At 56.8% G+C, this 26,261-nt stretch carries 27 protein-coding genes; 16 read left to right on the forward strand and 11 right to left on the reverse strand.

The features are described 5' to 3' along the window. The first annotated feature begins 8 nt into the window (after window positions 1–8). Genes ypdF through ptsP form a run of 3 tightly spaced genes read left to right on the forward strand, consistent with a single transcriptional unit; the run spans window position 9 to window position 4,653 of the window. Window positions 9–1,094, forward strand: a complete 1,086-nt coding sequence (gene ypdF, locus F153LOC_RS05290; protein WP_102104189.1) for an aminopeptidase — start codon at window positions 9–11, stop codon at window positions 1,092–1,094. Next, window positions 1,094–2,134 carry an aminopeptidase gene (gene ypdE, locus F153LOC_RS05295; RefSeq protein WP_102104190.1) on the forward strand — a complete coding sequence of 347 codons (1,041 nt, stop codon included), beginning with the start codon at window positions 1,094–1,096 and terminating at the stop codon, window positions 2,132–2,134. Before ypdF ends, ypdE begins: the two co-directional genes overlap by 1 nt. A gap of 23 nt (window positions 2,135–2,157) precedes the next feature. After that, a complete protein-coding gene (gene ptsP, locus F153LOC_RS05300; protein WP_102104191.1) occupies window positions 2,158–4,653 on the forward strand; it encodes a phosphoenolpyruvate--protein phosphotransferase in 2,496 nt (831 codons plus the stop codon). A 3-nt stretch (window positions 4,654–4,656) separates the two neighbouring features. Here ptsP and F153LOC_RS05305 read toward each other — a convergent pair whose 3' ends face one another. Together F153LOC_RS05305 and F153LOC_RS05310 are read right to left on the reverse strand one after the other, a co-directional pair. Continuing rightward, window positions 4,657–5,511: a helix-turn-helix transcriptional regulator gene (locus tag F153LOC_RS05305; protein ID WP_102104192.1), complete on the reverse strand. Its 855-nt coding sequence runs from the start codon at window positions 5,509–5,511 to the stop codon at window positions 4,657–4,659. A gap of 1 nt (window position 5,512) precedes the next feature. Continuing rightward, entirely contained in the window at window positions 5,513–6,133 is a 621-nt protein-coding gene (locus F153LOC_RS05310) for a flavin reductase family protein (protein ID WP_102104193.1), read from the reverse strand. A 243-nt stretch (window positions 6,134–6,376) separates the two neighbouring features. Between F153LOC_RS05310 and rnk the strand changes: the two genes are divergently transcribed. From rnk to uspG, 3 genes are all read left to right on the forward strand, one after another. Continuing rightward, complete coding sequence (gene rnk, locus F153LOC_RS05315; RefSeq protein WP_100777244.1) at window positions 6,377–6,787, forward strand: nucleoside diphosphate kinase regulator; 411 nt, start codon at window positions 6,377–6,379, stop codon at window positions 6,785–6,787. 139 nt (window positions 6,788–6,926) lie between these two features. Then, entirely contained in the window at window positions 6,927–7,016 is a 90-nt protein-coding gene (gene yldA, locus F153LOC_RS21830) for a small membrane protein YldA (RefSeq protein ID WP_304441773.1), read from the forward strand. A gap of 134 nt (window positions 7,017–7,150) precedes the next feature. Then, the gene (gene uspG, locus F153LOC_RS05320) at window positions 7,151–7,579 is read left to right on the forward strand and encodes a universal stress protein UspG (protein WP_100777245.1); all 429 of its coding nucleotides are present in this window, start codon (window positions 7,151–7,153) and stop codon (window positions 7,577–7,579) included. A 67-nt stretch (window positions 7,580–7,646) separates the two neighbouring features. On the opposite strand, the gene ahpF is transcribed toward uspG, so the two are convergent. Both ahpF and ahpC read right to left on the reverse strand, forming a co-directional pair. After that, window positions 7,647–9,212, reverse strand: a complete 1,566-nt coding sequence (ahpF, locus tag F153LOC_RS05325) for an alkyl hydroperoxide reductase subunit F (RefSeq protein ID WP_100777246.1) — start codon at window positions 9,210–9,212, stop codon at window positions 7,647–7,649. A 217-nt stretch (window positions 9,213–9,429) separates the two neighbouring features. After that, window positions 9,430–9,993: an alkyl hydroperoxide reductase subunit C gene (gene ahpC / locus F153LOC_RS05330; RefSeq protein WP_100777247.1), complete on the reverse strand. Its 564-nt coding sequence runs from the start codon at window positions 9,991–9,993 to the stop codon at window positions 9,430–9,432. Window positions 9,994–10,694: 701 nt separating this feature from the next. Here ahpC and F153LOC_RS05335 point away from each other — a divergent pair. Next, the gene (locus F153LOC_RS05335; protein WP_102104194.1) at window positions 10,695–11,918 is read left to right on the forward strand and encodes a phosphoadenosine phosphosulfate reductase; all 1,224 of its coding nucleotides are present in this window, start codon (window positions 10,695–10,697) and stop codon (window positions 11,916–11,918) included. Continuing rightward, window positions 11,903–12,529 carry a ParB/RepB/Spo0J family partition protein gene (locus F153LOC_RS05340; RefSeq protein ID WP_102104195.1) on the forward strand — a complete coding sequence of 209 codons (627 nt, stop codon included), beginning with the start codon at window positions 11,903–11,905 and terminating at the stop codon, window positions 12,527–12,529. The genes F153LOC_RS05335 and F153LOC_RS05340 overlap by 16 nt, the downstream gene beginning before the upstream one ends. On the opposite strand, the gene F153LOC_RS05345 is transcribed toward F153LOC_RS05340, so the two are convergent. Further along, entirely contained in the window at window positions 12,530–13,690 is a 1,161-nt protein-coding gene (locus F153LOC_RS05345; protein WP_102104196.1) for a pyridoxal phosphate-dependent aminotransferase, read from the reverse strand. 121 nt (window positions 13,691–13,811) lie between these two features. Here F153LOC_RS05345 and F153LOC_RS05350 point away from each other — a divergent pair, with 121 nt between their 5' ends. The 3 genes from F153LOC_RS05350 to F153LOC_RS05360 are packed head-to-tail and all read left to right on the forward strand — an operon-like array spanning window position 13,812 to window position 15,651. Beyond that, complete coding sequence (locus tag F153LOC_RS05350) at window positions 13,812–14,426, forward strand: methylthioribulose 1-phosphate dehydratase (protein ID WP_100777251.1); 615 nt, start codon at window positions 13,812–13,814, stop codon at window positions 14,424–14,426. Then, entirely contained in the window at window positions 14,423–15,112 is a 690-nt protein-coding gene (mtnC, locus tag F153LOC_RS05355; protein ID WP_102104197.1) for an acireductone synthase, read from the forward strand. The genes F153LOC_RS05350 and mtnC overlap by 4 nt, the downstream gene beginning before the upstream one ends. Next, complete coding sequence (locus F153LOC_RS05360; protein ID WP_100777253.1) at window positions 15,109–15,651, forward strand: acireductone dioxygenase; 543 nt, start codon at window positions 15,109–15,111, stop codon at window positions 15,649–15,651. The genes mtnC and F153LOC_RS05360 overlap by 4 nt, the downstream gene beginning before the upstream one ends. 192 nt (window positions 15,652–15,843) lie before the next feature. On the opposite strand, the gene mtnA is transcribed toward F153LOC_RS05360, so the two are convergent. Continuing rightward, window positions 15,844–16,860: an S-methyl-5-thioribose-1-phosphate isomerase gene (mtnA, locus tag F153LOC_RS05365; protein WP_100777254.1), complete on the reverse strand. Its 1,017-nt coding sequence runs from the start codon at window positions 16,858–16,860 to the stop codon at window positions 15,844–15,846. Between the two features lie 105 nt (window positions 16,861–16,965). Here mtnA and mtnK point away from each other — a divergent pair, with 105 nt between their 5' ends. After that, window positions 16,966–18,165: an S-methyl-5-thioribose kinase gene (gene mtnK, locus F153LOC_RS05370; RefSeq protein ID WP_102104198.1), complete on the forward strand. Its 1,200-nt coding sequence runs from the start codon at window positions 16,966–16,968 to the stop codon at window positions 18,163–18,165. A gap of 49 nt (window positions 18,166–18,214) precedes the next feature. Here the strand turns inward: mtnK and F153LOC_RS05375 are convergent, their stop codons facing one another. From F153LOC_RS05375 to F153LOC_RS05390, 4 genes are all read right to left on the reverse strand, one after another. Beyond that, window positions 18,215–19,459, reverse strand: a complete 1,245-nt coding sequence (locus F153LOC_RS05375) for an LVIVD repeat-containing protein (protein ID WP_102104199.1) — start codon at window positions 19,457–19,459, stop codon at window positions 18,215–18,217. Window positions 19,460–19,543: 84 nt separating this feature from the next. Continuing rightward, complete coding sequence (locus F153LOC_RS05380; RefSeq protein ID WP_100777257.1) at window positions 19,544–20,608, reverse strand: sugar ABC transporter substrate-binding protein; 1,065 nt, start codon at window positions 20,606–20,608, stop codon at window positions 19,544–19,546. A gap of 20 nt (window positions 20,609–20,628) precedes the next feature. Beyond that, entirely contained in the window at window positions 20,629–21,624 is a 996-nt protein-coding gene (locus F153LOC_RS05385) for an ABC transporter permease (RefSeq protein ID WP_102104200.1), read from the reverse strand. Next, entirely contained in the window at window positions 21,621–23,123 is a 1,503-nt protein-coding gene (locus F153LOC_RS05390; protein ID WP_102104201.1) for a sugar ABC transporter ATP-binding protein, read from the reverse strand. The genes F153LOC_RS05385 and F153LOC_RS05390 overlap by 4 nt, the downstream gene beginning before the upstream one ends. A gap of 162 nt (window positions 23,124–23,285) precedes the next feature. On the opposite strand from F153LOC_RS05390, the gene F153LOC_RS05395 reads away from it, so the two are divergent. The 4 genes from F153LOC_RS05395 to F153LOC_RS05410 all read left to right on the forward strand — a co-directional run bounded on the left by F153LOC_RS05395 (window position 23,286) and on the right by F153LOC_RS05410 (window position 26,058). Continuing rightward, a complete protein-coding gene (locus F153LOC_RS05395) occupies window positions 23,286–24,374 on the forward strand; it encodes an oxidoreductase (protein ID WP_102104202.1) in 1,089 nt (362 codons plus the stop codon). Window positions 24,375–24,431: 57 nt separating this feature from the next. Further along, window positions 24,432–25,175 carry an SDR family NAD(P)-dependent oxidoreductase gene (locus tag F153LOC_RS05400; protein ID WP_100777261.1) on the forward strand — a complete coding sequence of 248 codons (744 nt, stop codon included), beginning with the start codon at window positions 24,432–24,434 and terminating at the stop codon, window positions 25,173–25,175. Between the two features lie 189 nt (window positions 25,176–25,364). Continuing rightward, window positions 25,365–25,679: a type II toxin-antitoxin system RelE/ParE family toxin gene (locus F153LOC_RS05405; RefSeq protein WP_314523198.1), complete on the forward strand. Its 315-nt coding sequence runs from the start codon at window positions 25,365–25,367 to the stop codon at window positions 25,677–25,679. Beyond that, window positions 25,654–26,058 carry a helix-turn-helix domain-containing protein gene (locus F153LOC_RS05410; protein ID WP_102104203.1) on the forward strand — a complete coding sequence of 135 codons (405 nt, stop codon included), beginning with the start codon at window positions 25,654–25,656 and terminating at the stop codon, window positions 26,056–26,058. Before F153LOC_RS05405 ends, F153LOC_RS05410 begins: the two co-directional genes overlap by 26 nt. Here F153LOC_RS05410 and F153LOC_RS05415 read toward each other — a convergent pair. Then, window positions 26,055–26,252, reverse strand: coding sequence for a YbdD/YjiX family protein (locus F153LOC_RS05415; protein ID WP_100777263.1), 198 nt, complete (start codon window positions 26,250–26,252; stop codon window positions 26,055–26,057). The genes F153LOC_RS05410 and F153LOC_RS05415 overlap by 4 nt on opposite strands. Between the last annotated feature and the right edge of the window lie 9 nt (window positions 26,253–26,261).

The raw sequence follows: 26,261 nt of genomic DNA on the forward strand, positions 1-26,261 counted from the left end.
GTCATGAGATGGAATTACTGACACAGCTGCGCGCCTGGCTTGCAGCAGAAAATCTGGACGGAGTGCTGATCTCCTCGCGCCAGAACAAGCAGCCGCATCTGGGTATTTCAACCGGTTCCGGTTTTGTTCTGATAACCCACAAAAGTGCGCATATTCTGACGGATTTTCGCTATTACAGCGACATCGCCTCCCGTGTGAGCGGCTATCACATGCACCTGCTGGATGCAGAAAACCCGCTCACCAGGGTAGTGAACCGGCTGATTGCCCGCGAAGGGATCGCCACACTGGGTTTTGAAGGCGAACAGGTCAGCTGGCAGACCGGAACCCACTGGCGTAATACGCTGGATGCGAAGCTTTGCAGTATCTCCCTCGACGTCTTACGGCAGATCAAAACCGCTGAGGAGATCGCCTCGATTCGCGCGGCCTGCCGGATTGCCGATAGCGCGGCGCAGCATATTCGTCGCGTGATTCAGCCCGGTATGCGCGAGCGCGAGGTGGCAGCGGAACTGGAATGGTTTATGAAGCAACAGGGGGCAGATAAACCCTCCTTCGATACCATCGTCGCCAGCGGAACGCGCGGTGCGCTGCCGCATGGTAAGGCCTCCGACAAAGTGATAAACGCAGGAGAGATGGTCACTCTCGATTTTGGCGCCCAACACCAGGGATATTGCTCGGACATGACGAGGACATTCCTTGTCGCCGGACACGGCCAGAAGCCTGAGGACCATCCTCTCTATTACGTGTATCAGACGGTGCTTGAGGCACAGCTCACCGCCATCGCCACCATTCGCCCCGGCGTCGCCTGTCACCAGGTTGATACTGCAGCCAGAACGATTATCGAACGCGCAGGGTACGGCCCGCAGTTTGGTCATAATACCGGGCACGCGATTGGTATCGATGTGCATGAGAATCCGAGATTCTCTCCCACCGACACCACCCTGCTTCAGCCCGGTATGCTGCTGACCGTTGAGCCGGGGATCTACCTTGACGGCCTGGGCGGGGTGCGTATTGAGGATGTGGTACTGGTGACGCCCACTGGCGCTGAGGTTCTCTACACCATGGACAAAACGCTACTGACAACAGGGGAACGTTAATGGACACAGAACTTCTGCGCAAACTGAGTGAGGCCGATGCCATCGCCGCCTCTGAACAAGAGGTGCGCGATATCCTGCTGGCTGAAGCGCAACGTTACGCGAAAGAGGTCCGGTTTGACGGGCTAGGCTCGGTGCTCATTCGCGTCAACCGCAGCGACGGGCCGAAGGTAATGGTGTGCGCTCATATGGATGAAGTGGGTTTTATCGTGCGCTCCGTGACAAAAGAGGGGGCCATCGAGGTGTTGCCTGTCGGCAATGTCCGCATGATGGCCCGCACTCTGCAGCCTGTCAGAATCACTACGCGCGACGGGCGGAAAATCCCCGGATTACTGGACGGCGAGACGAAAGGCGAGACGGTAGAGAATTTGCGCGTTGATATCGGGGCGACCTGCGCCGACGAGGTGCTGACGGCAGGCATTGATGCGGGCGATCGGGTGACTTTCGACACCCTTTTTCAGCCCCTTCCTCACGGCCGGGTGATGGGCAAAGCGTTTGACGACCGTCTCGGCTGCTATCTGCTGATTACCCTTTTGCGTGAACTGCACGCCATACCGCTGGACTGTGAAGTGTGGCTGGTTGCCAGCTCAAGCGAGGAGGTCGGGCTACGCGGCGGACAGACGGCATGCAGGGTCGTGAATCCTGACCTCGCCCTGGTGCTGGACACCGCCTGCTGGTCCAAAAACTTCGACTACAGCTCTGCAAATCACCGTCAGACGGGGGCCGGACCCATGCTGGTGCTGTATGACAAATCACACATTGCCCCGCCGAAGCTCACCGCTTTCGTTAAGGAGGTGGCTCTGGCTCAGAGCATTGCGCTGCAAAAAGATATGTTCAGCAACGGCGGCACCGACGCAGGCGCAATCCATCTTTGCGGAACCGGCGTCCCGGCGGTGGTACTCGGGCCGCCGACCCGGCACGGTCATTGTGCTGCATCCATTGCTGACATCCAGGATATTGACCATACCCACCAGCTGCTGGTTGCCCTGCTGGCTCGTCTGAATCGTGAGACCGTGGATCATCTGACGGACTTCAGATGCTGATCTCACGTTGAACGGAGGTAAACATGTTATCGATTGAATTTTGTTGTCCGTTGCCAAACGGCCTGCACGCTCGCCCGGCCTGGGCGCTGAAAGAGCAGTGCAGCGCATGGCGCAGCGACATCCGCTTTATCAACAAGCGCCTGAACACCCACGCGGATGCCAAAAGCTCGCTTGCGCTTATCAGTACCGGTACGCTCTTTAACGACAGCTGTGTGCTTGAAATCAACGGTAGCGACGAAGAGCAGGCCAGACGCGTGCTGGAGCATTATCTCAATGTCGCGTTTATCGATAGCGACAGCATCCCGTCGGGCGATGCGCCTCATATCGCGCATCCTCTTCCCCGCTCGCTGGTGCGGCTCAATCCCCATTTACGCGAGGCCATTACGCTTGCCAGCGGCATTGGCTCGGGCACCCTTCGCCGCTTGCAAAGCGATAACCTCGAGCGCTATCGCCAGCGTCCGGCAAGCCCGGAAGATATCACGCGGCTGGAGCACAGCCTGGCGACCCTCGCTGAACAGCTCAACCAGCGCCTGCGTGGGCTTGATGGAGAGAGTAAAACCATCATCAGTGCTCATCTGTCACTTATTCAGGATGACGAGTTTGGTGCGAATATCCGTCGTCTGATTGTCGAAGAACGCCTGAGCCTGGCGAATGCCATCATTCGCAATATGGAGCAGATCTGCGACAAACTCTCGCTTTCCGCCAGTGACTATCTTCGCGAGCGGGTCAGCGATATCCGCGACATCAGCGAACAACTGCTGAGTATTACCTGGCCTGAGCTTCAGCAAACAACCCCCTTTACCCTCGAGACGCCGACCATTCTGGCGGCAGAGGACCTCACGCCCAGCCAGTTTTTAAGCCTCGACACCCGCCAGCTTAAGGGGATGATCCTAGAGAAAACCGGGCGCACCTCGCATACCCTGATTCTGGCGCGTGCGGCATCAGTGCCGGTGATGAGCGGGATCACGGTGGCATCGCTGGCTGCGGATATCGGCAAAGAGGTGATTCTGGACGGCGTGTGCAGCGTGCTGGTGGTAGCCCCTGACGAGGCCGTCAGCCAGTACTACAGCGTGGCGCAGCGCCTCGCCGACAAACGTCATCATCAGCAGATCAAAGACGCCGGGCTTCCCGCAGTGACGCGGGATAATATCCCGGTGGCGATCGCCGCCAATATCGGCAGCGCGCTGGAGGCACCCGGCGCATTTGCCAATGGCGCGCAGGGCGTAGGACTGTTTCGCACAGAAATGCTGTATATGGATCGCGACGCCGCCCCGGACGAGCAGGAGCAGTTTGAAGCCTACCAGCAGGTGCTATTGTCTGCCGAAGGCAAGCCGGTCATCTTCCGCACCATGGATATCGGCGGGGATAAGCAGATCCCCTGGCTCAATATTCCGCCAGAGGAGAACCCATTTCTCGGCTACCGCGCGGTGCGTATTTACCCTGAGTTTGTCGACCTTTTCCGCACGCAGCTGCGCGCCATTTTGCGGGCCGGTGCGAGCGGTAACGCCCTGCTGATGATCCCCATGGTGCACAGCCTCGATCAGATTTTATGGGTGAAACAGGAGTTGCGAAACGTGCAGGAAGCGCTGAAAGCACAAGGGCTACGCCATACCTCCCACCTGCCGCTGGGCATTATGGTCGAGGTGCCTTCGGTCTGCTATATCATCGATCACTTCTGCGATGAGGTGGATTTTTTCAGCATCGGATCGAATGATATGACCCAGTATCTCTACGCGGTGGATCGCAACAACCCGCGCGTGTCGCCGCTCTATAATCCGATCACGCCTTCATTTTTACGCATGGTGCGCCAGATCGTTACCACCGCCCACCGCCACGGAAAATGGGTGGGAATTTGCGGAGAACTCGCCGGAGAACGCCGCTATCTTCCACTGCTTTTGGGGCTGGGGATTGATGAGTTCAGTATGAGCGGCCCGCGCATTCCGCCGGTAAAAGCGCAGCTACGCCAGCTTGAGAGCGGTGCCTGCCAGGCGCTGGCCGACAGTGCCTGCGAATGCCGCAGCGCCGAGGAGATAGAGACGCTGCTCGCCGAATTTACACCGCAAGAGCCGGCCCGCCCGCTGCTGGCGCTTCAGAATATCGTGGTGAACGAACCGCTCGCGTCAAAGGAGCAGGTTCTGCAGTTTCTGTGCGGCAATCTGGCTATTCAGGGGCGCACGGAGAATCCGCTGGAGCTGGAAGAAGATCTCTGGCAGCGCGAAGAAATTGTGACCACCGCCGTGGGCTTCGGCGTGGCCATTCCGCATACCAAATCCCAGTGGATACGCCACTCCAGCATTAGCATCGCACGCCTGGAAAAGCCCATCGACTGGGAGTCAGATATGGGCGAGGTGGAACTGGTGATTATGCTGACGCTTGGCGCGCAGGAAGGGATAAACCATGTAAAAGTCTTCTCTCAGCTCGCGCGAAAACTGGTGAACAAAGCATTCCGCGAATCTTTGTTTGCGGCAAATACCCCGCAGCAGATCCTCGATTTGCTCAATGCTGAACTCAGCTTCTGACCGCTACTGAAAACGTGCGCGGTACTCACCCGGCGTCAGGCCAAACTGGCGCCGGAACAGTCGACAAAAATAGTCGCTGTCGGGGTAGCCGCAGCGTTTCGCCACTTCGCCCACGGGCAGGTGGTACTTTTGTAAAATCGTACGCGCTTTTGCCATCCGCACCCAGCGCACATAATCGACAAAACTCATGGTTCCATGCTGCGAAAACAGCCGGGAGAGATGATTAGGGGTGATGGTAAACAGCGCGGCGACGCTCTCACGCGCTACCGGCCCGGCATAATTTTCCTGTACCCAGTTGCAGATGCTCTGATAGAGAAAATCGCCGCGCGATAAACCCGCCTCGGGCCTCGTGGACACCACCTTACGGCACCAGTGCAATACGCTCAGCGTCAGGGGCTGAATAATGGCCTGGTCCTGCGGCGAGGCGCTCAGATGAGTCAGCGCCATCAGCATCGCCGTGCGCTCGCCCCGCTCCGGATGCGGCAACTCTATTTTTCGCTGCGGATACCCGGTCTGCCCGCTACGGGAGTCGTGAAATGCCAGACCGAGCCAGGAAGGGGCAAAGACAATACTCAGCAGCATGACCGGCTTTTCAAACGTCGACATCGTCACGGCACGTGCGGGAAGAAACAGCATCTCCCCCTGCCCAATCAGCTTTTGCTCCGCGATAAGCCGGTTCTCGTATTCACCACGCAGCACCACCTCCAGCCGTGGCCACTCAATACTCACACTGCCCGCAGGCAGCGTGGCAGGTCGATGCGCGAACCAGACGCGGCCCAGCTGCTGCGGATTGAGTACCAGACCGCTCAACAGGTCGGCAAAAAACTGCTGGTCGGCAGGCAAGGGGCGCTCAGCCATACTATCCCCTGCGCGCATCCGGGCGCACCAGATCCAGGCGGTGGTCTTCGCTTATCGAATAGTAAGCCGTTGGGCCTCCCGCTCGCAGAATCGGGTTGGCCTTCGCGGTCTGAAAGATGCCCTCTTCCAGCAGCGACTCGGCGATATGGATCCCGACGACCTCACCCAGTACCAGCCAGCTATCGATCGCCGTTCCATCTGCGCCGGTCAACTGAATACATTGCGAAAGCCTGCACTCAAAGTTCACCGGACTTTCCGCCACGCGCGGCACCTTGACCAGCGTGCTATCGGCTTTTGTCAGCCCGGCAAAGGCAAATTCGTCTTCTCCGTGAGGAAGGCTGGCCGAGGTTTCGTTCATCGCCTCTGCAAGCTCACGTGTGGCAAGGTTCCAGACAAACTCTTTTGTCTCGACGATATTTCGCACGCTGTCCTTCCAGCCGCTGCTGGCAAAACCAATAATGGGCGGACGGTAATTAAAACAGTTAAAGAAACTGTAGGGCGCGAGATTGGTTTGCCCCGACGCATTCTGCGAGGCAATCCAGCCGATGGGCCGAGGGCCGATAATGGCGTTCAGAGGATCGTGCGGTAAACCATGTCCCTGCGAAGGCTGATAAAAGTACATTACGCTCTCCGGTGAGTAGTCAGAACCTCATTATGCCGTGAGATTTGGCCCGGTACAGCAGCCGCGATGAAATCATTCCAATCATAAAATTCATCTGCGCAACGAATGTGACATTGATCACTTCAAAGTTGCGTGCACAGCCAGTATCATCAGAACAGATAAAACCCTCGCTGCCAGACGGCGAGGGTTTTCTTTTGGATTGGTTTCTGCGGTACACGCAGCATTAACGACATGGAGTAATAAATGTCCAGACCCACAATTATCATTAATGAACTCGACGCAGAACGTATCGACCGCCTTCTGGAAAAACCAGAGTTTGCTTCACTGCCGGTTGCCGACGCCCTGAACGCGGAGCTGGACCGGGCACAGATGTGTACCCCGGAAACCATGCCGCATGACGTCGTGACGATGAACAGCCAGGTGAAATTCCGCGATCTGACCACCGGCGATGAGCGCACGCGTACCCTGGTCTATCCTGCGCAGATGACCGACAGCAGCACGCAGCTTTCCGTTCTCGCCCCCGTCGGCGCCGCGCTGCTGGGCCTGCGTACCGGCGACACCATTCACTGGGAGTTACCGGGCGGCGCCTCCGCGCATCTGGAAGTGCTGGAACTGCTCTACCAGCCAGAAGCGGCCGGCGATTACCTTCGTTAATCTCATCTGAATAAGCGCATAACCGCGTTTCCCAGAGGATGCACCCGCATCCTCTTTCCGTAAAATCACCTTTATTTCCTATAGAAGCCAAAATTATCTTCATCCAGGCTTAATCCGTTTCAACGGCCCAGGGTCTTCTATGGATGAGATAGAAGTCATTTCTCTTATCTATTTCATTTTACTGGCGATTATCGTCACGGCCGTGCTATATCTTGAACGTCACTGGTAACCTTTCCCCCCGCCTGAATTCCGCAAAGAAACGTCAAATAACGCCACGATATGAAAAGTGTCTGACAGATATCAGAAAACCATATTATTTTGTGATTGAATGAATCGAGCGTTTATAAACAAGGAGAAACGGGTATGTATCAGACAATTATTATGCCGGTTGATGTTTTCGAAATGGAACTGAGCGACAAAGCCGTCCGCCATGCTGAGTTTCTGGCGCAGCAGGATGGCGTGATTCACCTCTTGCACGTCCTGCCCGGTTCGGCCAGCCTGAGCCTGCACCGCTTTGCAGCCGATGTTCGCCGCTTTGAAGAGCATCTTCAGCACGAAGCCGAAGCGCGGCTGCAAACCATGGTCGGCCATTTCACCCTCGATCCGTCACGGATTAAAACCCACGTGCGTTTCGGCAGCGTTCGCGATGCGGTCAATGAAATGGCGAACGAACTGAAAGCCGATGTGGTGGTGATCGGCTCGCGTAATCCGTCCATCAGCACCCACCTGCTCGGCTCGAATGCCTCAAGCGTGATTCGCCACACCCATATTCCGGTGATGGTCGTTCGCTAACGCCCAAAAGAAAAACCCCGCTTGCGCGGGGTTTTGTCTGATGCAGGTGGTGCCTTACTTTCTTTTATTATGCTGTTTTGGTGCGAATCAGATAATCAAACGAGCTTAATGACGCTTTCGCCCCTTCGCCGGTGGCGATGATAATCTGTTTGTACGGCACCGTCGTGCAGTCGCCTGCCGCAAAGACACCCTTCACGCTGGTTTCACACTTGGCGTCGATGATGATTTCGCCCATACGGTTACGCTCAACGGAGCCTTCCAGCCAGGTGGTGTTTGGCAACAGACCAATCTGGACGAAAATCCCGGACAGCGGCACGCTGTGCACATCGCCGCTGACGCGGTCGCGATACTCGAGGCCGGTCACTTTGCTGCCGTCGCCTTTCACTTCCGTCGTCTGCGCGTTCAGCACGATATCGACGTTCTTCAGGCTGCGCACTTTATCCTGCAGCACCTGATCGGCTTTCATTTCCGGGGCAAATTCCAGCAGGGTAACGTGTTCCACAATACCCGCCAGATCGATAGCCGCTTCAACGCCGGAGTTACCGCCGCCAATCACCGCAACGCGTTTACCTTTAAACAGCGGGCCGTCGCAGTGCGGGCAGTAGGTCACGCCTTTGGTGCGATACTGATCTTCGCCAGGGACGTTCATGTTGCGCCACTTCGCGCCGGTGGCGATGATCACGCTGCGCGCTTTCAGCACCGCGCCGGAAGCCGTTTCAATCTGGTGTAAGCCACCTTCCTGCGCAGCCGGAACCAGTTTGCTGGCACTTTGGCTATCAATCACATCCACTTCATAATCGCTAACGTGCGCTTTCAGGGCACCCGCCAGCTTTTGACCTTCGGTTTTCGGGACCGAGATGTAGTTTTCGATGTCGACAGTGTCGAGCACCTGGCCACCGAAACGCTCACCCATCAGGCCGGTACGAATGCCTTTACGGGCGGAATAGACCGCCGCCGCCGCACCCGCCGGGCCGGAACCGACAATCAGCACGTCGTAAACATCGCGTTTATTCAGCTCTTCGGCCGCACGTTTTTCGGCACCGGTATCAATTTTGGCGACAATTTCCGTCAGCGTCATACGCCCCTGGCCGAACTCCTGACCATTGACGAACACCGCCGGAACACCCATCACGTTGCGATCGGTGATTTCGTTCTGGAATACGCCGCCGTCGATGGCCGTATGTTTGATGCGTGGGTTAAGCACCGCCATCAGGTTCAGCGCCTGCACCACGTCCGGGCAGTTATGGCACGAGAGCGAGTAATAGGTTTCAAATTCAAAATCGCCGTCGATGTTGCTGATTTGCTCCAGCAGAGACTGTGCCTCTTTCGACGGATGCCCACCGGTCCACAGCAGCGCCAGTACCAGGGAGGTAAATTCGTGCCCCAGCGGAGAACCTGCAAAGCGCGGCCCTTTGTCAGAACCTGGGTTAGTAATCAGGAATGACGGCTTGCGTACTGCGAGGCTGTTATCTTCTTTAAAGGTCACTTTTGGTGACAGTTCGGCGATTTCCGCCAGCAGTTCCTTGATTTCTGCCGATTTAGCGCCGTCATCCAGCGTGGCAATCAGCTCAACAGGTTTGGTCAGTTTCTCAAGGTAGGCCTTGAGCTGGGTTTTCATGTTGGTGTCGAGCATCGTTAATCTCCTGCTTTACGTTTCCTCATGTAAACCGCCTCTTTGCTGGCGGCCTTCGCGCCCCGGTCACTTATTCCTGGGATTCGCTTAGCGCCGCCGCGATGCGACTTACATGAGATAACGTAAAAATTTCAAAAAAGCGGGTGCCACAATGCACCCGCCAATCGTCGTCAATGTCCTTTGGATTTCGCGCCTGAGCGTGAAAAAGAGGGAAATCTTAGATTTTGCCAACCAGGTCCAGAGATGGAGCCAGCGTCGCTTCGCCTTCTTTCCATTTAGCCGGGCACACTTCACCTGGGTGAGACGCCACGTACTGTGCTGCTTTGATTTTACGCAGCAGGTCAGATGCATCACGGCCGATACCTTCAGCGGTAACTTCGATAGCCTGGATAATGCCCTGCGGGTCAACGACGAAGGTGGCGCGGTCAGCCAAGCCTTCATCTTCACGCATGTTGTCGAAGTTACGGGTCAGGGCGCCAGTCGGGTCGCCGATCATCGCGTATTTGATTTTCGCGATGGTTTCAGAGCTGCCATGCCATGCTTTGTGAGTGAAGTGGGTGTCGGTAGAAACAGAGTAAACGTCCACGCCCAGTTTCTGCAGTTCGTCGTAATGATCCGCTACGTCGCCCAGTTCGGTCGGGCAAACGAAGGTGAAATCTGCCGGATAGAAGAAGAACACGCTCCAGCGACCTTCGGTATCTTTCTCGGTCACTTCGACGAATTCACCGTTTTTGAACGCCTGGTTTTTGAAAGGTTTAATTTTAGTGTTAATCAAAGACATCTGTACTTCCTCCGTGTTTTCGTTGAGATGTAAGGTAACGAACTTTGACGGATGGGGCTAATGCGTTTGCCGTATCAAATCAATCAGTCATACCTTACAACCCGAACCGACAACGTTGTGAATGGTGTTGGGTAGCCCAAAAGTAAAAAGGCCGCCCCAACGGGCGGCCCTGATACCTGAATTCCCCGTAGGTACCTTCAGTGCCAGCCGGAGCTGGCGTTGCGTTGCGCTCTACAGAACCTGAGTCAGGTCGTAACAGCGGTATCGATTACACCACCCGCGCAGGCATTGAGCAATCCACGACCGGGTCATTCCTGTCTATGGCTGTGATAGGTTTTTCCGAATAACGATGTTGACGGTCCTTTCCCCTCTATTCTCGTGAGGAAATAAAATTACCCTTGATGCTGTATTTACCCATTTAAAAATACAAAATAATTATTAACACACCGCAATTCATGCAGCCCAATTATTATTAATAGTCAGAAACATTTTCATGGATGCATTTTATTTAACGCATATTGTGAAACATAATATTTCAGTCAGCACAAAACCGAGTGTTATCACAAAACACCAGGGCACTATCCAATCAAATTTTATTTAAGGACAACTTTCTTTTTACATGCAGGGGAATTGCTTTATTATCACCACGTCATTCCCGACGAAGTAATGATATGGCAGAAAAAGTCATAAAGAGATTGATTATGTCCATCTATAAATATCCTCTTAAACTGAATGTTCTCGACGCCGCAATAGAGAGAATCGACTGGACGCTCGAAAACTTATCGAAAGTCTGCGTCTCTTTTTCCGGTGGAAAAGATTCCACCATTATGTTGCATCTTACGGCGCAGCGGGCGCGTAAACAGAAACGGAAAATTAGCGTTCTGTTTATCGACTGGGAGGCGCAATTTACTTACACCATCGAACATGTCGAGAACATGCGGGCGCACTATTCCGACGTCATCGATCACTTTTACTGGGTGGCACTGCCCCTCACCACGCAAAACTCCCTGTCACAATTTCAGCCTGAGTGGCAGTGCTGGGAGCCGGGCACCGACTGGGTCCGCCAGCCGCCGGAAGACGCCATTACCGATCCCCACTATTTTGATTTCTATCAGCAAGGGATGACCTTCGAATCGTTCGTCAGAGCCTTTTCCGACTGGTATGCGCAAAAACGCCCTGCTGCCGTGCTGATCGGCATTCGCGCCGACGAGTCCTATAACCGCTTTCTGAGTATCGCCAGCGCCCGCAAACAGCGGTTCGCGGACGACAAACCCTGGACCACCTTCGCCCCCGGCGGCCACGCCTGGTACATGTATCCCATCTACGACTGGAAAACCGCCGATATCTGGACCTGGTTTGCCAAAACCGGCTGCAGCTATAACCCCCTGTACAATCTGATGTACCAGGCGGGCGTCCCCCTTCGCTATATGCGCATTTGCGAACCCTTTGGCCCGGAGCAGCGCCAGGGATTATGGCTCTACCATGTGCTGGAGCCGGAACGCTGGGCGGCGATGTGCGAGCGGGTCAGCGGTGTGCGCAGCGGAGGCATTTACGCGGGTCATGACAACCATTTTTACGGCCACCGTAAAATTCTCAAACCCGATCATCTTTGCTGGCAGGAATATGCCCTGTTATTACTCGACAGTATGCCTGTCGCCACGGCAGAACATTATCGCAACAAAATCGCCGTCTATTTGCACTGGTATCAAAAACAGGGCATGGAAAATATACCGGACACTCAGGACGCGGATATTGGCTCAAAAGACATTCCCTCCTGGCGGCGAATTTGTAAGGTACTTCTTAATAATGATTATTGGTGCCGGGCGTTATCATTTAGCCCAAATAAACCTAAGCATTACCAGCGCTACAGTGACCGAATGAAAACCAAACGCCAGCAGTGGGGAATTTTATGCAACAACGATTAATTAACGATATGGAGCACTATCTGCAATCGCTTTCTGAAGAAAAGAAAATAGAGGCCATCAACGCGTTTCGTCAGGCGATTCACCAGTTCAGCCCCTTTCACGAACAGCCCGTCGACTGCGTACTGTGGATTAAACAAGAAGAGATCAGCGCTAACGACTACAACCCCAATACCGTGGCCCCGCCGGAAAAACGCTTGCTCAGCAAATCGCTGGAGCTGGATGGTTTTACGCAGCCGATCCTGGTCACTGAAAACGGCCCGCATAATTACGAGATCGTGGACGGTTTCCATCGGCGTGAGCTTGGCAGCCACCGGGCGGCGTTAAAACGGCAGTTGAAGGGCTATCTGCCCGTCACCTGCCTGCGTAAAGAACGGCAGGAGAAGTTCGACCGGATGGCCGCCACCATTCGTCACAACCGTGCGCGCGGGCGCCATCAAATCCACTCGATGTCGGAGATTGTCCGGGAACTGGTGTTGCTCGGCTGGGACAATGAGAAAATCGGGCTGGAGCTTGGAATGGACAGCGACGAAGTGCTGCGCCTGAAACAGATCAACGGCCTGCTGGAACTGTTCGCAGACCGTCGTTATTCAGACGCCTGGACCGTTAAATAATCACAGCGCGTTCAGGTGCTCGGCCGCCGCTAACAGCGTCGATTCCTGCTTCGCAAAACAGAGACGAATCAGTTTATGCGGGAAGGGATCGGCGCAAAATACCGACAGCGGTATCGCGGCGACGCCCGCCTCTTTGGTCAGCCACTGGCAAAAACTGACGTCGTCCAGATCGGAAATCGCGCTGTAATCCGCCAGCAGGAAGTAAGTCCCTTCGCACGGCAGAATTTCCAGCCGACTGTTGCTCAGCGCATTCACAAACCGATCCCGTCGCGCGCGATAAAATGCCGGTAATTCACGATAGTGCTCCGGTTCGGCGCGGAGCATATCCGCCAGCGCCAGCTGCGCAGGGGTGTTTACAGCAAACGTCAGATACTGATGCACTTTACGCAACTCGGCGCTGATCGCCGCAGGCGCGACGCAATAGCCCACTTTCCAGCCGGTCATGTGATAGGTTTTACCAAACGATGACACCGCGATGGCGCGTTCGCGAAGCTGCGGATGGGCGAGCACGCTGGCGTGCCCCTCGTCTGCAAAACAGATGTGCTCGTAGACTTCGTCGCTCAGCACATAGATTTCACGTTCAGCAATCGCCTGCCACAGCGCCGCGAAATCCGCTTTGCGCCAGACGGTCGCGGACGGGTTGTGAGGCGTATTAAGGATAACCAGACGGGTTTTCTCACTCAGCAGCGCGGCGAAAGCCTGCCAGTCGGGGCGAAAATGCGGCGGCTGAAGCGCAACACGTTTGACCACGCCGCCGGAGAGTTCAATGGCTGGCGCGTAGCTGTCGTAGCTCGGATCGAAGCAAATTACCTCATCACCGGTACGCACCAGCGCGGTAATCGCCGCATACAGCGCCTCTGTCGCCCCCGCCGTCACCGTCACTTCACTGTTGGCATCCGGCTTGTAGCCATAGAGTTCAGCCGTTTTATCGGCAATCGCCTCCCGCAGAGGCTGCGCGCCCGTCATCGGCGCATACTGATTGGCCCCTTGCGCCACGTGGTGCGCCAGGCGCTCCTGCAGATAGGTTGGGCCGTCAAAGTCAGGGAATCCCTGCGAAAGGTTGATGGCGTTATGCGCCTGGGCCAGCGCGCTCATCTGCGTAAAGATGGTGGTACCGAGATTAGGGAGTTTGCTTTGCGGAATCAACGGGTTATTGCTCATTGTGTCGTGCCTGCATGTAATACTTATGTTGCTGCCACTATAACACGATGTTAGTCTTTGGCAATCAAGACGCTTAGACGTCTAAATCATATAATTATTCCTGCCGAGAGGGTAAAGGAAAATGACAGACCACCTGCAACTCACACAACTCGTCGACGCCTGCCGCTGGATTGGCGCCAAAGGCTGGGCCCCCGCGACGGGCGGGAACATGTCCGTGCGACAGGACGACACGCTGTGCTGGCTGAGCGAATCCGGCAAAGACAAGGGCAGCCTGACGACAGATGATTTCCTGCAAGTGGAGATCGCCACCAACCGCGCGCCGTCCGGGCGCAAACCGTCGGCGGAAACGGGCCTGCACACGCTGATTTATCGCCTGTTTCCGCAGGCCAACGCGGTGCTGCACGTGCATACGGTCAATGCCACCGTGCTATCGCGCCTGACCAAAACGGCCGAGCTGCGCATCAGCGGTTTTGAGATGCAAAAATCCCTCAGCGGGCAGACCACCCATCTGGATACCCTCGTTATTCCGGTGTTCGACAACGACCAGGATATTGACGCCCTCGCCTCGCGAATCGCCCATTACGCACAGGAAACCCCACTTAATTATGGTTTTCTTCTGCGCGGTCATGGCTTAACCTGCTGGGGACGCGATGTGGCCGAAGCCCGCCGTCACCTTGAAGGCCTTGAATTCTTATTTGAATGCGAAATGCGTTTACGACAACTGGAGAGATTATGATTCGCGCGATTGTGACGGATATTGAAGGGACCACCAGCGATATTCGTTTTGTCCACAATGTGCTATTCCCCTATGCGCGCGAGCGGCTGGCGGCGTTTGTCACCGCCCAGCAGTACGCCGAACCGGTGAAATCCATTCTGGACAATCTGCGTGATGAAATTGCCAGCCCCCACGCCAGCATCAGCGAGCTTATCGACACCCTGTTTACGTTTATGGATGAAGACAGGAAATCCACCGCCCTGAAGGCCCTGCAAGGGATCATCTGGCAGGACGGATACGTCAACGGCGATTTCACGGGCCATCTCTACCCGGACGTTTTGCCTGCGCTGGAAAAATGGAAAGCGCAAGGCATTGATCTCTATGTTTATTCCTCTGGCTCTGTCGCAGCGCAGAAACTGTTATTTGGCTACAGCGACGAAGGTGATATTACTCATCTGTTCAGCGGTTATTTCGATACCCACGTGGGCGCTAAACGTGATGTGCAGTCCTACACCACCATTGCCGCGCAGATCGGCGCCGCCCCGTCGCAAATCCTGTTCCTCTCGGACATTCACCAGGAGCTGGACGCCGCTGAGCAGGCAGGTTTTCGTACCCTGCAGCTGATTCGCGGTGATGACGATGGCGCGAGCCACCACCATCAGGTACACCAATTCGACGAGATTAATCCGGAGCAGATCCCTTCATGAGCGCTTTGACCATTTATTCCGACACCGACACCCGCGCCCCGCTGTGGCACAGCACCGATGCCCGTGATATCGCTGAAAAGCTCAACGCCCGCGGTGTGCGTTTTGAACGCTGGGAAGCCGACCGCGATTTAGGCCGCGATCCCGCACCGGAAACGGTGATTAATGCGTATCAGCACGCGATCGATAAACTGGTGGCGGAGAAAGGCTATCAGAGCTGGGATGTTATCAGCCTGCGCGCGGATAACCCGCAGAAAGAGGCGCTGCGCGCGAAGTTTCTCAACGAACATACTCACGGCGAAGATGAAGTGCGTTTCTTTGTCGAGGGGGCCGGGCTGTTTTGTCTGCACATCGAAGACCAGGTGTACCAGGTGCTGTGCGAGAAAAATGACCTCATCTCCGTACCCGCCGGCACGCCGCACTGGTTTGATATGGGTTCCGAACCTAACTTCACCGCGATCCGCATTTTCGATAACCCGGAAGGATGGATTGCGCAGTTCACGGGAAGTGAAATTGCGGATGGCTATCCGCGACTGGCTTAAGCGCATTGCCGGGCGGCGTCTACCGCTGACCCGGCTTGTTCAGCGGTAGATGCCTTCAGCGCTTCAGTCCGTTCGCATCAACAACCAGCCGCTCCAGCACGATGCCCCATCCTTCATGCATTCGAGCGTTAAAGCAGGATCACGGGTCACGTTTCTTTCCTCCCAAGGGGATGCCCTAAAGGATAACCGCTCTCAGGCGAATTCCCCTTTTGCCACCGCTTCCGGCCACACTACGCCCGTATCCAGCACCCACCCGCTGATCAGCGCCGCAGGCGTTACGTCAAACGCCGGGTTGTAGACTTTTGCCTCTTCCGGTGCCCACTGCACCGCGCCAAAACTGCCGGCAACACCCGTTACTTCGCTGGCCGCGCGCTGCTCGATAGGGATGGCATCGCCGTTCGGACAGTTCGGGTCCAGCGTGGTTTGCGGTGCTGCGACATAAAAGGGAATGCCGTGGAATTTCGCCAGTACCGCCAGTGAGTAAGTGCCGATTTTGTTCGCCACATCGCCGTTGGCGGCAATGCGATCCGCCCCGACCCACACTGCGTCCACCAGCCCTTTCGCCATCAGGCTGGCGGCCATGGAGTCGGTGATCAGCTGATACGGCACGCCCAGCTCGCCCAGTTCCCAGGCGGTGAGTCTGCCTCCCTGCAACAGCGGGCGCGTTTCATCCACCCAGACATTAGCGATTTTTCCCTGCTGATGGGCAACCGCAATCACGCCCAGTGCCGTACCGACGCCCGCAGTCGCCAGCCCACCGGTATTGCAATGGGTCAGCAGACGGCTTCCAGGCTTCACCAGTTCGCTTCCGGCGCGGGCGATGGCGTCGCAAAGCTGCTTATCCTCATCGATCAGCCGCAGGGCCTCAGCGCTCAGCGCAGGGACAAAATCCTCCTGCCACAGCGCCTGCTTCATGCGATCGAGATTGTTCATCAGGTTCACGGCCGTTGGGCGTGACGCCCGCAGGGTGTCGAGGGCCAGTGCCAGCTCGTCGCGGCTTTTCCCTGCCTCGGCCAGCAGCGCCAGCAAAAGGCTCGCAGACAGCCCAATCAGCGGTGCGCCGCGCACTCTGAGCGCGTGAATGTGGCCGACCAGCGCCTCTACCGTAGAGGCATCCAGCCAGCGTTTCTCCTGCGGAAGCGCCTGTTGGTCGAGAATAAATAGCTGATTACCCGCCACCCGCAGGCTTGTCGTCTGTAATGTCTGCATGTCGTTAATTCTCTGTTGCGTTGTTGTATCACATTGTGTCAGGATAAAATTCAGATGTATAGACGTCTAAATGTCTTTATTACCAGAACTGATGAGGAACAGGCAATGTCGCAATACCGTACCTTTACCGCCCAGGATGCCGTGGAATATGCAAAGCAGTTCGGCGGCCTTGATGACCCATCATCGCTGATGGAGGCGCAGGAAGTGGGCGACGGCAACCTCAATCTGGTATTTAAAATTTTCGATGCCGACGGCGTCAGCCGTATCATCGTCAAGCAGGCGCTGCCTTACGTGCGCTGCGTGGGTGAGTCCTGGCCACTGACGCTGGATCGCGCCCGCCTCGAAGCGCAAACCCTGGTCGAGCACTACCAGCACAGCCCGCAGCACACGGTCAAAATCCACCATTACGATCCGGAGCTGGCGGTGATGGTGATGGAAGATCTCTCCAGTCATAAAATCTGGCGCGGCGAGCTGATTAACGGCGTCTGGTACCCGCAGGCTTCGCGCCAACTGGGGGAATATCTCGCTCACACCCTGTTCCACACCAGCGATTTTTACCTCCATCCGCACGTCAAAAAGGCGCAGGTGGCGAAGTACATCAACCCGGAAATGTGTGAGATCACCGAGGATCTGTTCTTTAACGATCCGTACCAGATCCACGAGCGCAATAACTATCCGGCGGCGCTGGAAGCGGACGTGGCCGCCCTGCGCAGTGACGATCGGCTGAAAATTGCCGTCGCCTCGCTCAAGCACCGTTTCTTCTCGCAGGCCGAAGCGCTGCTGCACGGCGATATTCACAGCGGCTCGATTTTTGTCGCAGAGGGCAGCCTGAAGGCGATTGACGCCGAGTTCGGCTATTACGGGCCGATCGGTTTCGATATCGGCACCGCCATCGGCAATCTGCTGCTGAACTTCTGCGGTCTGCCGGGCCATCTGGGTATTCGCGATGCCGCTGCCGCCCGCGAGCAGCGCCTGACGGATATTCAGGAGCTGTGGAACACCTTCGCGGAACGTTTCCAGGCCCTGGCGCGTGAAAAAACCCGCGATGCGGCCCTGAGCGTGCCGGGCTATGCGTCAGAATTTCTGAAAAAGGTCTGGACCGATGCCATCGGTTTTTGCGGCACCGAGCTGATTCGCCGAAGCGTTGGGCTGTCGCACGTGGCGGATATCGACACCATTGCGGACGAAGCAATGCGCCACGAGTGCCTGCGCCACGCCATTACGCTCGGCAGAGCATTGATTGTGATTGCCGACCGAATCGACAGCGCCGAAGAACTCGTGGCGCGTGTTCGCCAGTACAGCTGATTCCGTAACTCTTGCCGGGTGGCGATGTCGCCTGCCCGGCCTGTCACACTTATCCCAGATACTCAATCACCGACAGCCCGCCGTTGTAATCCGTGCTGTAGATAATCCCCTGCGCATCCACAAACACGTCGCATGACTGAATCACCTGCGGGCGATGAGGGCGCGTGTCCATCATCTTCTCCGGCGCAGCCGGAACCAGCGCGCCGGTTTCCACCGGGCGGTACGGATTCGAAATGTCGTACGCGCGCACGCCTGCATTCTGGTAGGTGGCGAATATCAGCGTCGAACTGATAAAACTCCCGGGTCGGTTTTCATGCAGATTGTGCGGCCCGAAGTGCGCCCCTTTCGCCACGTAATCTGTCTCTTCCGGCTGCGGGAAGGTCGAGATACTGACCGGGTTCGACGGCTCGCGGATATCAAACAGCCAGATCAACTTTTCACCGTCCTCCTGGTTATCGAGCACCGCTTCGTCCAGCACCACCAGCAGGTCCCGGTCGGGCAGCGGCAGCGCGGTATGCGTACCACCGCCAAACGGCGGGCTCCAGTTGCGATGGCTAATCAGCTTCGGCTGGGTTCTGTCCTTCACATCCAGCAGGGTCAGCCCGCCGTCGCGCCAGCTGCCGTAGGCGGTATCGCCTGCGATGATCGCATGATGCAGCGCGTAGCGTTTGCCCTCCGGCCAGCCCGGTTGTTCGCCTGCCGCCTGATTCATCCCCGGCAGCCACCAGCGGCCTGCCACTTCCGGTTTGCGCGGATCGGCAAGATCGATAGTCAGGAAAATGTAGTCGGTAAAGCCGTCAATCAGCGCCGAGACATACGCCCAGCGCCCGCCGACGTACCAGATGCGATGAATGCCGATCCCGTCGAGTGACAAGAAGCTGATTTCACGCGGTTTGTCCGGCGTGGAGATATCAAAAATTCGCAGCCCTGCGCTCCAGCCTTTGTCCTGCACGTCGCTGACGGTGTGCCCTACCTGGCGGGTGTAGTAGACCTTTTCATCGGCAAAACGGGCGTCGGCAAACAGATCGCGGGCGTTGATGACCAGTAACAGATCGTCATGGGCCTGGAGATGCACATTCCAGGTGCCGGGCGGCGCAGCCACGTAGCCCGCCGCTTTGGGATTTTTCGGGTCACGTACGTCGACGATGGAAAAGCCCTGCGACACCATATGCCCGATGTAGGCAAAGCCGCGATGGACCATCAGCTGAACGCCGTCCGGGCGACCGCCCTGATCGCTGTGACCGATGAGCCGCATATTGCGGCTGTATTCCGGTGTAGGTAATTGAGAGGACATATCCGTTCCTTTTGCCGGATGGCGGCTACGCCTTCTCCGGCCTACAGAACGTAGGCCCGGTTAGCGCAGCGCCACCGGGCAATATTATTTGCTCTTCGCTTCCAGGGTCGCAAACCACGGCGCGACGAAATCTTCGGTCTGGCCCCAGCCCGGAATGATTTTTCCGAGTGATGCCACATTGACCGCACCCGGCTGGGCCGCCAGCAGCGCCTGCGGAATTGCCGCCGCTTTAAAGTCGTAGGTCGCTGGCGTGGTTTCACCTGCGATTTTATTGGCGATCAAGCGCACGTTTGTGGCGCCAATCAGTTTCGGGTCAACCGCCACGCTCACTTTCCACGGGCTGCCGGATTCACGCATCAGCTGCAAATCCTGGTTCGAAATATCGATGCTGTAGAGTTTGATCTCGGTGCGGCCATTCTCTTTCAGCGCTTTGTAAGCGCCCTGGCTGAAGGCATCCCAGGTTCCCCAGATCGCATCGATTTGGCCTTTCGGGTACTTCGCCAGCACCGCGCCCACTTTGTTCGCCGTATCGCCCTGCACGTCAGAGGACACCGCACCAATCGACTCCAGCTCTTTGATGCCCGGATACTCTTTTTGCAGCGCCTGGTACGCCGCCTGACGGCGCTCCATCGGCGGGAAACCCGCGACCCACAGCTTGATAATATTGGCTTTGCCGTTGAAATCTTTCGCCAACTGGCCGAAGGAGAGATTCGTCAGGGAGGCATCATCCTGCTGAGTGACGGTCACGCCCGGAATCTCACCGTTGACGGCCGTATCAAACACCGCCACTTTGATCCCGGCATCCACGGCCTTTTTCACCAGCGCCGTGGAGTAAGGATCGCGGCCCTGGGAGAGAATAATCCCGTCATATTTCTGGCTGATGGCCTGGTTGACGAAATCCTGGAATTTGGCGTCATCGCCGTTGCTTAAAAAGGTGCTGACTTTAAAGCCGAGCTTTTTCCCTTCCTGAATCGCGCCCGAGACAAACTGCGTGGTGTTGTCGTCGGAGCCAAGGTTGCGGATCACCGCGATACGAATCGGGCCGTCATGATTGGCAATCGCCGCCGGAACGGGTGCTGGGGTGGCCGCGTAACCCGGTAACGCGGTCAGTAACCCCAGCGCCACCAAAGAGAGTGCTATTTTTTTCATTCTGTTATCCCATTGTGTTGTTAACGTTTTTGTATGTAGGTAATCGCCAGTGCCACTGCCAGCACCAGCCCTTTTATAATGTCCATGGCGTAATACGGAACCGAGAGCATCACCAGCCCGTTCGACAGCACGCCTAAAATCACCGCCCCCACCAGAGTTCCCAGCGCGTTAGGTTTGCCGGAACCCGCCAGCGAGAAGCCAATCCACGCCGCGGCTACCGCGTCCATCAGATAACCGCCGCCCGCATTGACCTGAGAAGATCCAATGCGTGACGCCAGCAAAATGCCGCCTAAACCGGCCAGCAGAGAGGCAATCACATACGCCGCCACTTTGTAGCGCGTGGTGCGAATTCCAGACAGGCGCGCCGCTTCCGGGTTTCCGCCGATGGCGTACATGCGTCGTCCGTGGGTGGTCAGGGAGAGACCCAGTTGCGCCAGCACCGTCACCACCAGCATGATGATCACAATGGTCGGCACCTGACCGAGCAGCCCGAACGCCGCCGGAATGGTCCCTTCAGCCATGTCGCCGCTCGGCAGTACCATGTTTTCGGTAATCGATCCGCCGTAGCTGTAGGTCATCGCCACGCCCTGAATCACAAACAGACTGGCGAGGGTCGCCAGCATGTCCGGAATCCGCAGGATGACAATCAGGAAGGCGTTAAACAGCCCGACCAGCGTACAGAGCGCCAGGGTGATCAGAATCGATTCGGTGGTGCCGAAGCCGTGCCAGACGAAGAGTGAAATCACCAGCGCATTGGCCAGCGACGCCGTCGAGCCTACGGAGAGATCAAACCCGCCGACAGTCAGGGAGATCGACACCCCGATGGCAATCACCGTCACGATGGCGATGGAGCGTAAAATATTGATGATGTTAAAAGGATCGAGGAAGTTGTCCGATGCGATGCCAAAAATCGCCACCAGCGCGACAACGGTCAGCAACATGCCCCATTTGTAGAGAAAATCGAAAAACTGCTGACGGCCCGACGCCGTCGCATTCACTGAAAGGGCCTTGCTCACGACGCCGTACCTCCGGTTGAATAATAAAGTAATGTCTCTTCGCGGGCCTGTGCCCCGGCGACTTCCGCCACGATACGCCCGTCCCACAGCACGCAGATGCGATCGCACAATCCCACCAGCTCGGCGAATTCGCCGGAGGCATAAATCACCCCTTTGCCTTCGCGCGCCAGGCCATCAATCAGCTGGAACAGATCGGTTTTGGCCTTCACGTCCACGCCTTTGGTCGGCTCGTCAAAAATCAGTACGCTGGCGTTGCCGCGCAGCCATTTGCCAATCGCCACTTTCTGCTGATTGCCGCCTGACAGACGACGTAAAACCTGCCCCGGCCCCCGCGCACGAATACCGACGCGGGCGATCACCTCCTCAGCCCAGCGCCACGCCTGACGATGTCCAAACAGGCTCCAGCGCGAGAAGCTGTGATCTGCGCTAACGGCCAGATTCATGCTCACCGGCTCGTCGATAAAAATGCCCTCTTTGCGCCGCTCTTCCGGCACCAGCGCCAGCCCGCGCAGTACAGAATCCGCCGGATCGCGCGGCTGCCACGGCTGATGGTTCAGCTCTGCGCGATCGACACGGCTTTTCGAGGCGCCAAACAGCGCTTTGCACAGCTCGGTTTTACCCGCCCCGGCAAGCCCGGCAATGCCAAGAATTTCGCCCTTGCGCAGGTGCAGGGAGATATCTTTCAGCAGCGCTTCGTCGTGCAGCCCTTCCACGCGCAACAAAGTTTCGTCACTGTGCGGCGGTCGCGCAGGCGGATAGATGTCGCTCAGCTCATGGCCGAGCATCTTCTCGACGATATCTTCGCCGGAGAGTGACGCCATCGGCCCGGACTCAATCAGCTTGCCGTCGCGCAGCACCGTTAAGGTGTCGCAAATGGCTTTCAGCTCATGAATGCGATGGGAGATAAACACCACGCCGATCCCCTGCTGTTGCAGGCGTCGGACCACCGCGAACAGGCGCTCGCTTTCGTGCGTGTCCAGCGGTGCGGTCGGCTCATCCAGAATCAGAAAACGGCAGTGATGCGACAACGCCCGCGCCAGCAGAATTTGCTGCTTTTCGGCGAGGGTGCAGCTATCGATGGAACGACGGACATTAAGGGAGATATCCAGCTGCGCCAGGGCCTGCTGCGCCTGCTCGCGAATCGCGCGCCAGCGATAGCGATGACCCGGCTGCGCCAGATTATCGAGCATAATGTTTTCGGCGATACTCAGGCCCGGGATCAGCGCCACATCCACCTCCTGCTGCACCAGGTGAATGCCCAGCCGTTTGGCGTCCAGCGGTTCACGAATGGCCACCGGCTGATTGTTAATGCTGATTTCGCCCTCGTAGTGGTCATGCGTGCCGCAGAGCACCGCCATCAGCGTCGATTTTCCCGCCCCGTTGGCCCCCGTCAGCGCATGGACAGAGCCGCCCGTTAGGGTGAAATCCACGCGCGATAGCGCCTGAAAGCCGGAAAAGGCCAGGCTGATACCACGCATCTCAAGGCGACTGGAACCCATCCGCTGTCATTCCTTCTTATTTAATATTTTGATTTATGGAATTTTTCACAGCTCGGGTTGACTGGCAATGATAGAAAAGGCATAAGATAAAGCTAAATATTATTAGCCATCCGGATGTCCAGACATAACATCGGGTTAGCGCTTCGCAAAAAGGACACCCTCATGAGTCACACTGATATTCGCGTCGTACCCGGCCCGGCAAACTACTTCTCCCACAACGGCAGCCTCGCGCGCCTGAGCGATTTCTTCACCCCGGAACAGCTGTCCCGCGCGGTGTGGATTTACGGTGAACGCGCCATCGAAGGTGCCCGTCCGTTCCTGCCTGACAGCTTCCACGCCGCTGGCGCGAAGCATCTGCTGTTTAAAGGCCACTGCAGCGAGCGAGATGTCACCCATCTGGTGAATGACGCGGGCGATGACGTCAGCGTGGTGATCGGCGTGGGCGGCGGCGCAGTGATAGACACGGTCAAAGCCGTGGCGCGTCGTCTGGGTGCGCCGTTCGTCGGCATTCCGACTATCGCCGCCACCTGCGCGGCCTGGACGCCGCTGTCCGTGTGGTACAACGACGCCGGTCAGGCGCTTCAGTTTGAGATTTTCGATGACGCCAACTTCCTGGTGCTGGTCGAGCCACAGATTATCCTCAACGCCCCGGCGGAATACCTGCTGGCGGGTATCGGTGATACGCTGGCGAAATGGTACGAAGCGGTGGTGCTGGCACCGAAACCGGAAGCGCTGCCTCTGACAGTGCGGCTTGGCATTAACGGCGCGCTGGCGATCCGCGACGTGCTGCTGGAGAGCAGCGAGCAGGCGCTGGCCGATCAGGCGCGCGGCGAACAAACCCAGGCGTTTCGCGATGTGGTCGACGCCATTATCGCCGGTGGCGGGATGGTTGGCGGGCTGGGCGAGCGCTATACTCGCGTGGCGGCTGCACATGCGGTGCATAACGGTTTAACGGTTCTGCCGCAGACCGAAAAATTCCTCCACGGCACCAAAGTGGCCTACGGCATTCTGGTGCAGAGCGCCCTGCTCGGTCAGGACGATGTGCTCGCGCAGTTAATTGCGTCGTATCAGCGTTTTCATCTGCCAACGACCCTTCGCGAACTGGAGGTGGATATTAACAACCGCGCTGAACTGGATAAGGTGATCGCCCATACGCTGCGCCCGGTGGAGTCGATTCACTCTCTGCCGGTGACGCTTACGCCCGAGTCGCTTTACGCCGCATTGGTGAAGGTGGAAAACCTCAGCCGCTAATCGCTTCGACCGTCTATACCTAATGATGATTCTCACCACTCTCGCAACGAGGTCATCATGCAGATCGATTTAACGGGTAAGAAGGCGCTGGTTACTGGCGCCAGTCGTGGTTTGGGCCGTGCCATCGCGCTATCCCTGGCTCAGGCCGGGGCCGACGTGGTTATTACGTATGAAAAATCCGCCGATAAAGCCCAGGCCGTCGCCGCAGAGATAGCGGCGCTGGGGCGCAACAGCGAGGCCATTCAGGCAGACAGCGCCAGCGCAGAGGCCATTCAGGATGCCGTTACGCAGGCGGCACGCACGCTCGGTGGGCTGGATATTCTGGTCAATAACGCCGGGATTGCGCGCGGCGGTCCGCTGGAGTCCATGACGCTGGCGGACATTGATGCCCTTATCAACGTCAACATTCGCGGCGTGGTGATCGCCACCCAGGCCGCGCTGGTCCATCTGTCTGACGGCGGGCGCATCATCAATATCGGCAGTTGTCTCGCCAACCGCGTCGCCCAGCCGGGTATTGCGGTCTATTCCATGACGAAATCGGCGCTTAACTCCCTGACCCGAGGTCTGGCCCGCGATCTGGGACCGCGCGGCATCACCGTTAATCTGGTCCATCCCGGCCCTACCAACAGCGATATGAATCCGGAAGATGGCGAGCAGGCCGACTCCCAGCGCCAGCTGATCGCCATCGGTCATTACGGCCAGCCGGAAGATATCGCGGCGGCGGTCACCTTCCTGGCAAGCCCGGCGGCAGGGCAAATCTCCGGCACCGGTCTGGATGTGGATGGCGGCCTCAATGCCTGAGACTTTTTTGCCGCCCTGATTCCAGGTTTTTTGCACGCCTCTGTCGCCTGACGGAGGCGCTTGCGAGGGGTCTCGCAGCCTTCTATTTTGCCTCTTTCACCAGCAAATTCTGTGCCTTACAGTGCCCAAAAGAAATTCGGAAATTGTCTAATAGTCTTATTATTTCCTTATAAAAACTGTGGGTGTAAAGTGCGTAGATTCAAATCGATTTGTTGGTCAAAAAACGCAGAAAGAGAGCTCGCCAGGATTGAACCTCATGCGAAGAAACGCATTCTTCATAAGTTCTCTGAATTCAATGATCGATCGGCTCCCCCTCCGGACATCAGAAAATTAACGATTCCGGAAAATCACTACCGCCTGAGAGTGGGCAATTACAGGATTGTTTTCACCATAAGAGGTGATGCGTATGACGAGTGCCTGGTCATATCCGTTAAACGCAGAACCTCAACCACTTATCTGCATGAGGAGATTGTGCCCTATGGCTGTTCAGCTAATTCAGGATGATGAAGGAACAACGCAGTTTGTGGTGATCCCCTGGCATGAATATTCGCGCATGTGTTTACAGCTGTCGGAAAACGATGACGAGAGGGATAGCGATCTGGAAGATATCGAGTGTGAGCACGATACCTATGATGATGTCGAGCTACCGGGTGATGTCTGCGACGTGATGCATAAAGAAAATGTCAGTCTGCAGGCTGCATGGCGTATTTTGCGCGGCTTATCTCAACAGGACGTTGCCGACAAACTGGGCATCAGTCAGTCTGCCGTTTCACAGCTCGAGGCGCTCGACTCACGCCCGCAAAAGCGCACGCGTGAAAAACTTGCGGCCATTTACGGCTGCACGCAGGAGCAGATCAGTCTGTATCACCCGAAAGAGGGTTAACAGCATTTCGCCCCGCCTTTGCTGCCGTAACGGGCGTCCTGACGATCGCGGAAAAATTCCTCGTAGGTCATTGGCGTCTGGTCCGGATGCGTAACCCGCATATGCTCGACATAATTGTCATAGTCTGGCACGCCGATCATCATTTTGGCCGCCTGGCCGAGGTATTTCCCTGCTTTGGATAAGGTATCGAACATGATTCGGTT

Origin of the sequence: Lelliottia sp. F153 (assembly GCF_002870005.1) — a bacterium.
Lineage (GTDB): Bacteria > Pseudomonadota > Gammaproteobacteria > Enterobacterales > Enterobacteriaceae > Enterobacter > Enterobacter nimipressuralis.

Excerpts from the sequence above, each read along its gene's own strand:
- ypdF (WP_102104189.1), top strand. The coding sequence starts at position 9 with ATGGAATTACTGACACAGCTGCGCGCCTGGCTTGCAGCAGAAAATCTG.
- ypdE (WP_102104190.1), top strand. The coding sequence starts at position 1,094 with ATGGACACAGAACTTCTGCGCAAACTGAGTGAGGCCGATGCCATCGCC.
- ptsP (WP_102104191.1), top strand. The coding sequence starts at position 2,158 with ATGTTATCGATTGAATTTTGTTGTCCGTTGCCAAACGGCCTGCACGCT.
- F153LOC_RS05305 (WP_102104192.1), bottom strand. The coding sequence starts at position 5,511 with ATGGCTGAGCGCCCCTTGCCTGCCGACCAGCAGTTTTTTGCCGACCTG.
- F153LOC_RS05310 (WP_102104193.1), bottom strand. The coding sequence starts at position 6,133 with ATGTACTTTTATCAGCCTTCGCAGGGACATGGTTTACCGCACGATCCT.
- rnk (WP_100777244.1), top strand. The coding sequence starts at position 6,377 with ATGTCCAGACCCACAATTATCATTAATGAACTCGACGCAGAACGTATC.
- yldA (WP_304441773.1), top strand. The coding sequence starts at position 6,927 with ATGGATGAGATAGAAGTCATTTCTCTTATCTATTTCATTTTACTGGCG.
- uspG (WP_100777245.1), top strand. The coding sequence starts at position 7,151 with ATGTATCAGACAATTATTATGCCGGTTGATGTTTTCGAAATGGAACTG.
- ahpF (WP_100777246.1), bottom strand. The coding sequence starts at position 9,212 with ATGCTCGACACCAACATGAAAACCCAGCTCAAGGCCTACCTTGAGAAA.
- ahpC (WP_100777247.1), bottom strand. The coding sequence starts at position 9,993 with ATGTCTTTGATTAACACTAAAATTAAACCTTTCAAAAACCAGGCGTTC.
- F153LOC_RS05335 (WP_102104194.1), top strand. The coding sequence starts at position 10,695 with ATGTCCATCTATAAATATCCTCTTAAACTGAATGTTCTCGACGCCGCA.
- F153LOC_RS05340 (WP_102104195.1), top strand. The coding sequence starts at position 11,903 with ATGCAACAACGATTAATTAACGATATGGAGCACTATCTGCAATCGCTT.
- F153LOC_RS05345 (WP_102104196.1), bottom strand. The coding sequence starts at position 13,690 with ATGAGCAATAACCCGTTGATTCCGCAAAGCAAACTCCCTAATCTCGGT.
- F153LOC_RS05350 (WP_100777251.1), top strand. The coding sequence starts at position 13,812 with ATGACAGACCACCTGCAACTCACACAACTCGTCGACGCCTGCCGCTGG.
- mtnC (WP_102104197.1), top strand. The coding sequence starts at position 14,423 with ATGATTCGCGCGATTGTGACGGATATTGAAGGGACCACCAGCGATATT.
- F153LOC_RS05360 (WP_100777253.1), top strand. The coding sequence starts at position 15,109 with ATGAGCGCTTTGACCATTTATTCCGACACCGACACCCGCGCCCCGCTG.
- mtnA (WP_100777254.1), bottom strand. The coding sequence starts at position 16,860 with ATGCAGACATTACAGACGACAAGCCTGCGGGTGGCGGGTAATCAGCTA.
- mtnK (WP_102104198.1), top strand. The coding sequence starts at position 16,966 with ATGTCGCAATACCGTACCTTTACCGCCCAGGATGCCGTGGAATATGCA.
- F153LOC_RS05375 (WP_102104199.1), bottom strand. The coding sequence starts at position 19,459 with ATGTCCTCTCAATTACCTACACCGGAATACAGCCGCAATATGCGGCTC.
- F153LOC_RS05380 (WP_100777257.1), bottom strand. The coding sequence starts at position 20,608 with ATGAAAAAAATAGCACTCTCTTTGGTGGCGCTGGGGTTACTGACCGCG.
- F153LOC_RS05390 (WP_102104201.1), bottom strand. The coding sequence starts at position 23,123 with ATGGGTTCCAGTCGCCTTGAGATGCGTGGTATCAGCCTGGCCTTTTCC.
- F153LOC_RS05395 (WP_102104202.1), top strand. The coding sequence starts at position 23,286 with ATGAGTCACACTGATATTCGCGTCGTACCCGGCCCGGCAAACTACTTC.
- F153LOC_RS05400 (WP_100777261.1), top strand. The coding sequence starts at position 24,432 with ATGCAGATCGATTTAACGGGTAAGAAGGCGCTGGTTACTGGCGCCAGT.
- F153LOC_RS05410 (WP_102104203.1), top strand. The coding sequence starts at position 25,654 with ATGGCTGTTCAGCTAATTCAGGATGATGAAGGAACAACGCAGTTTGTG.
- F153LOC_RS05415 (WP_100777263.1), bottom strand. The coding sequence starts at position 26,252 with ATGTTCGATACCTTATCCAAAGCAGGGAAATACCTCGGCCAGGCGGCC.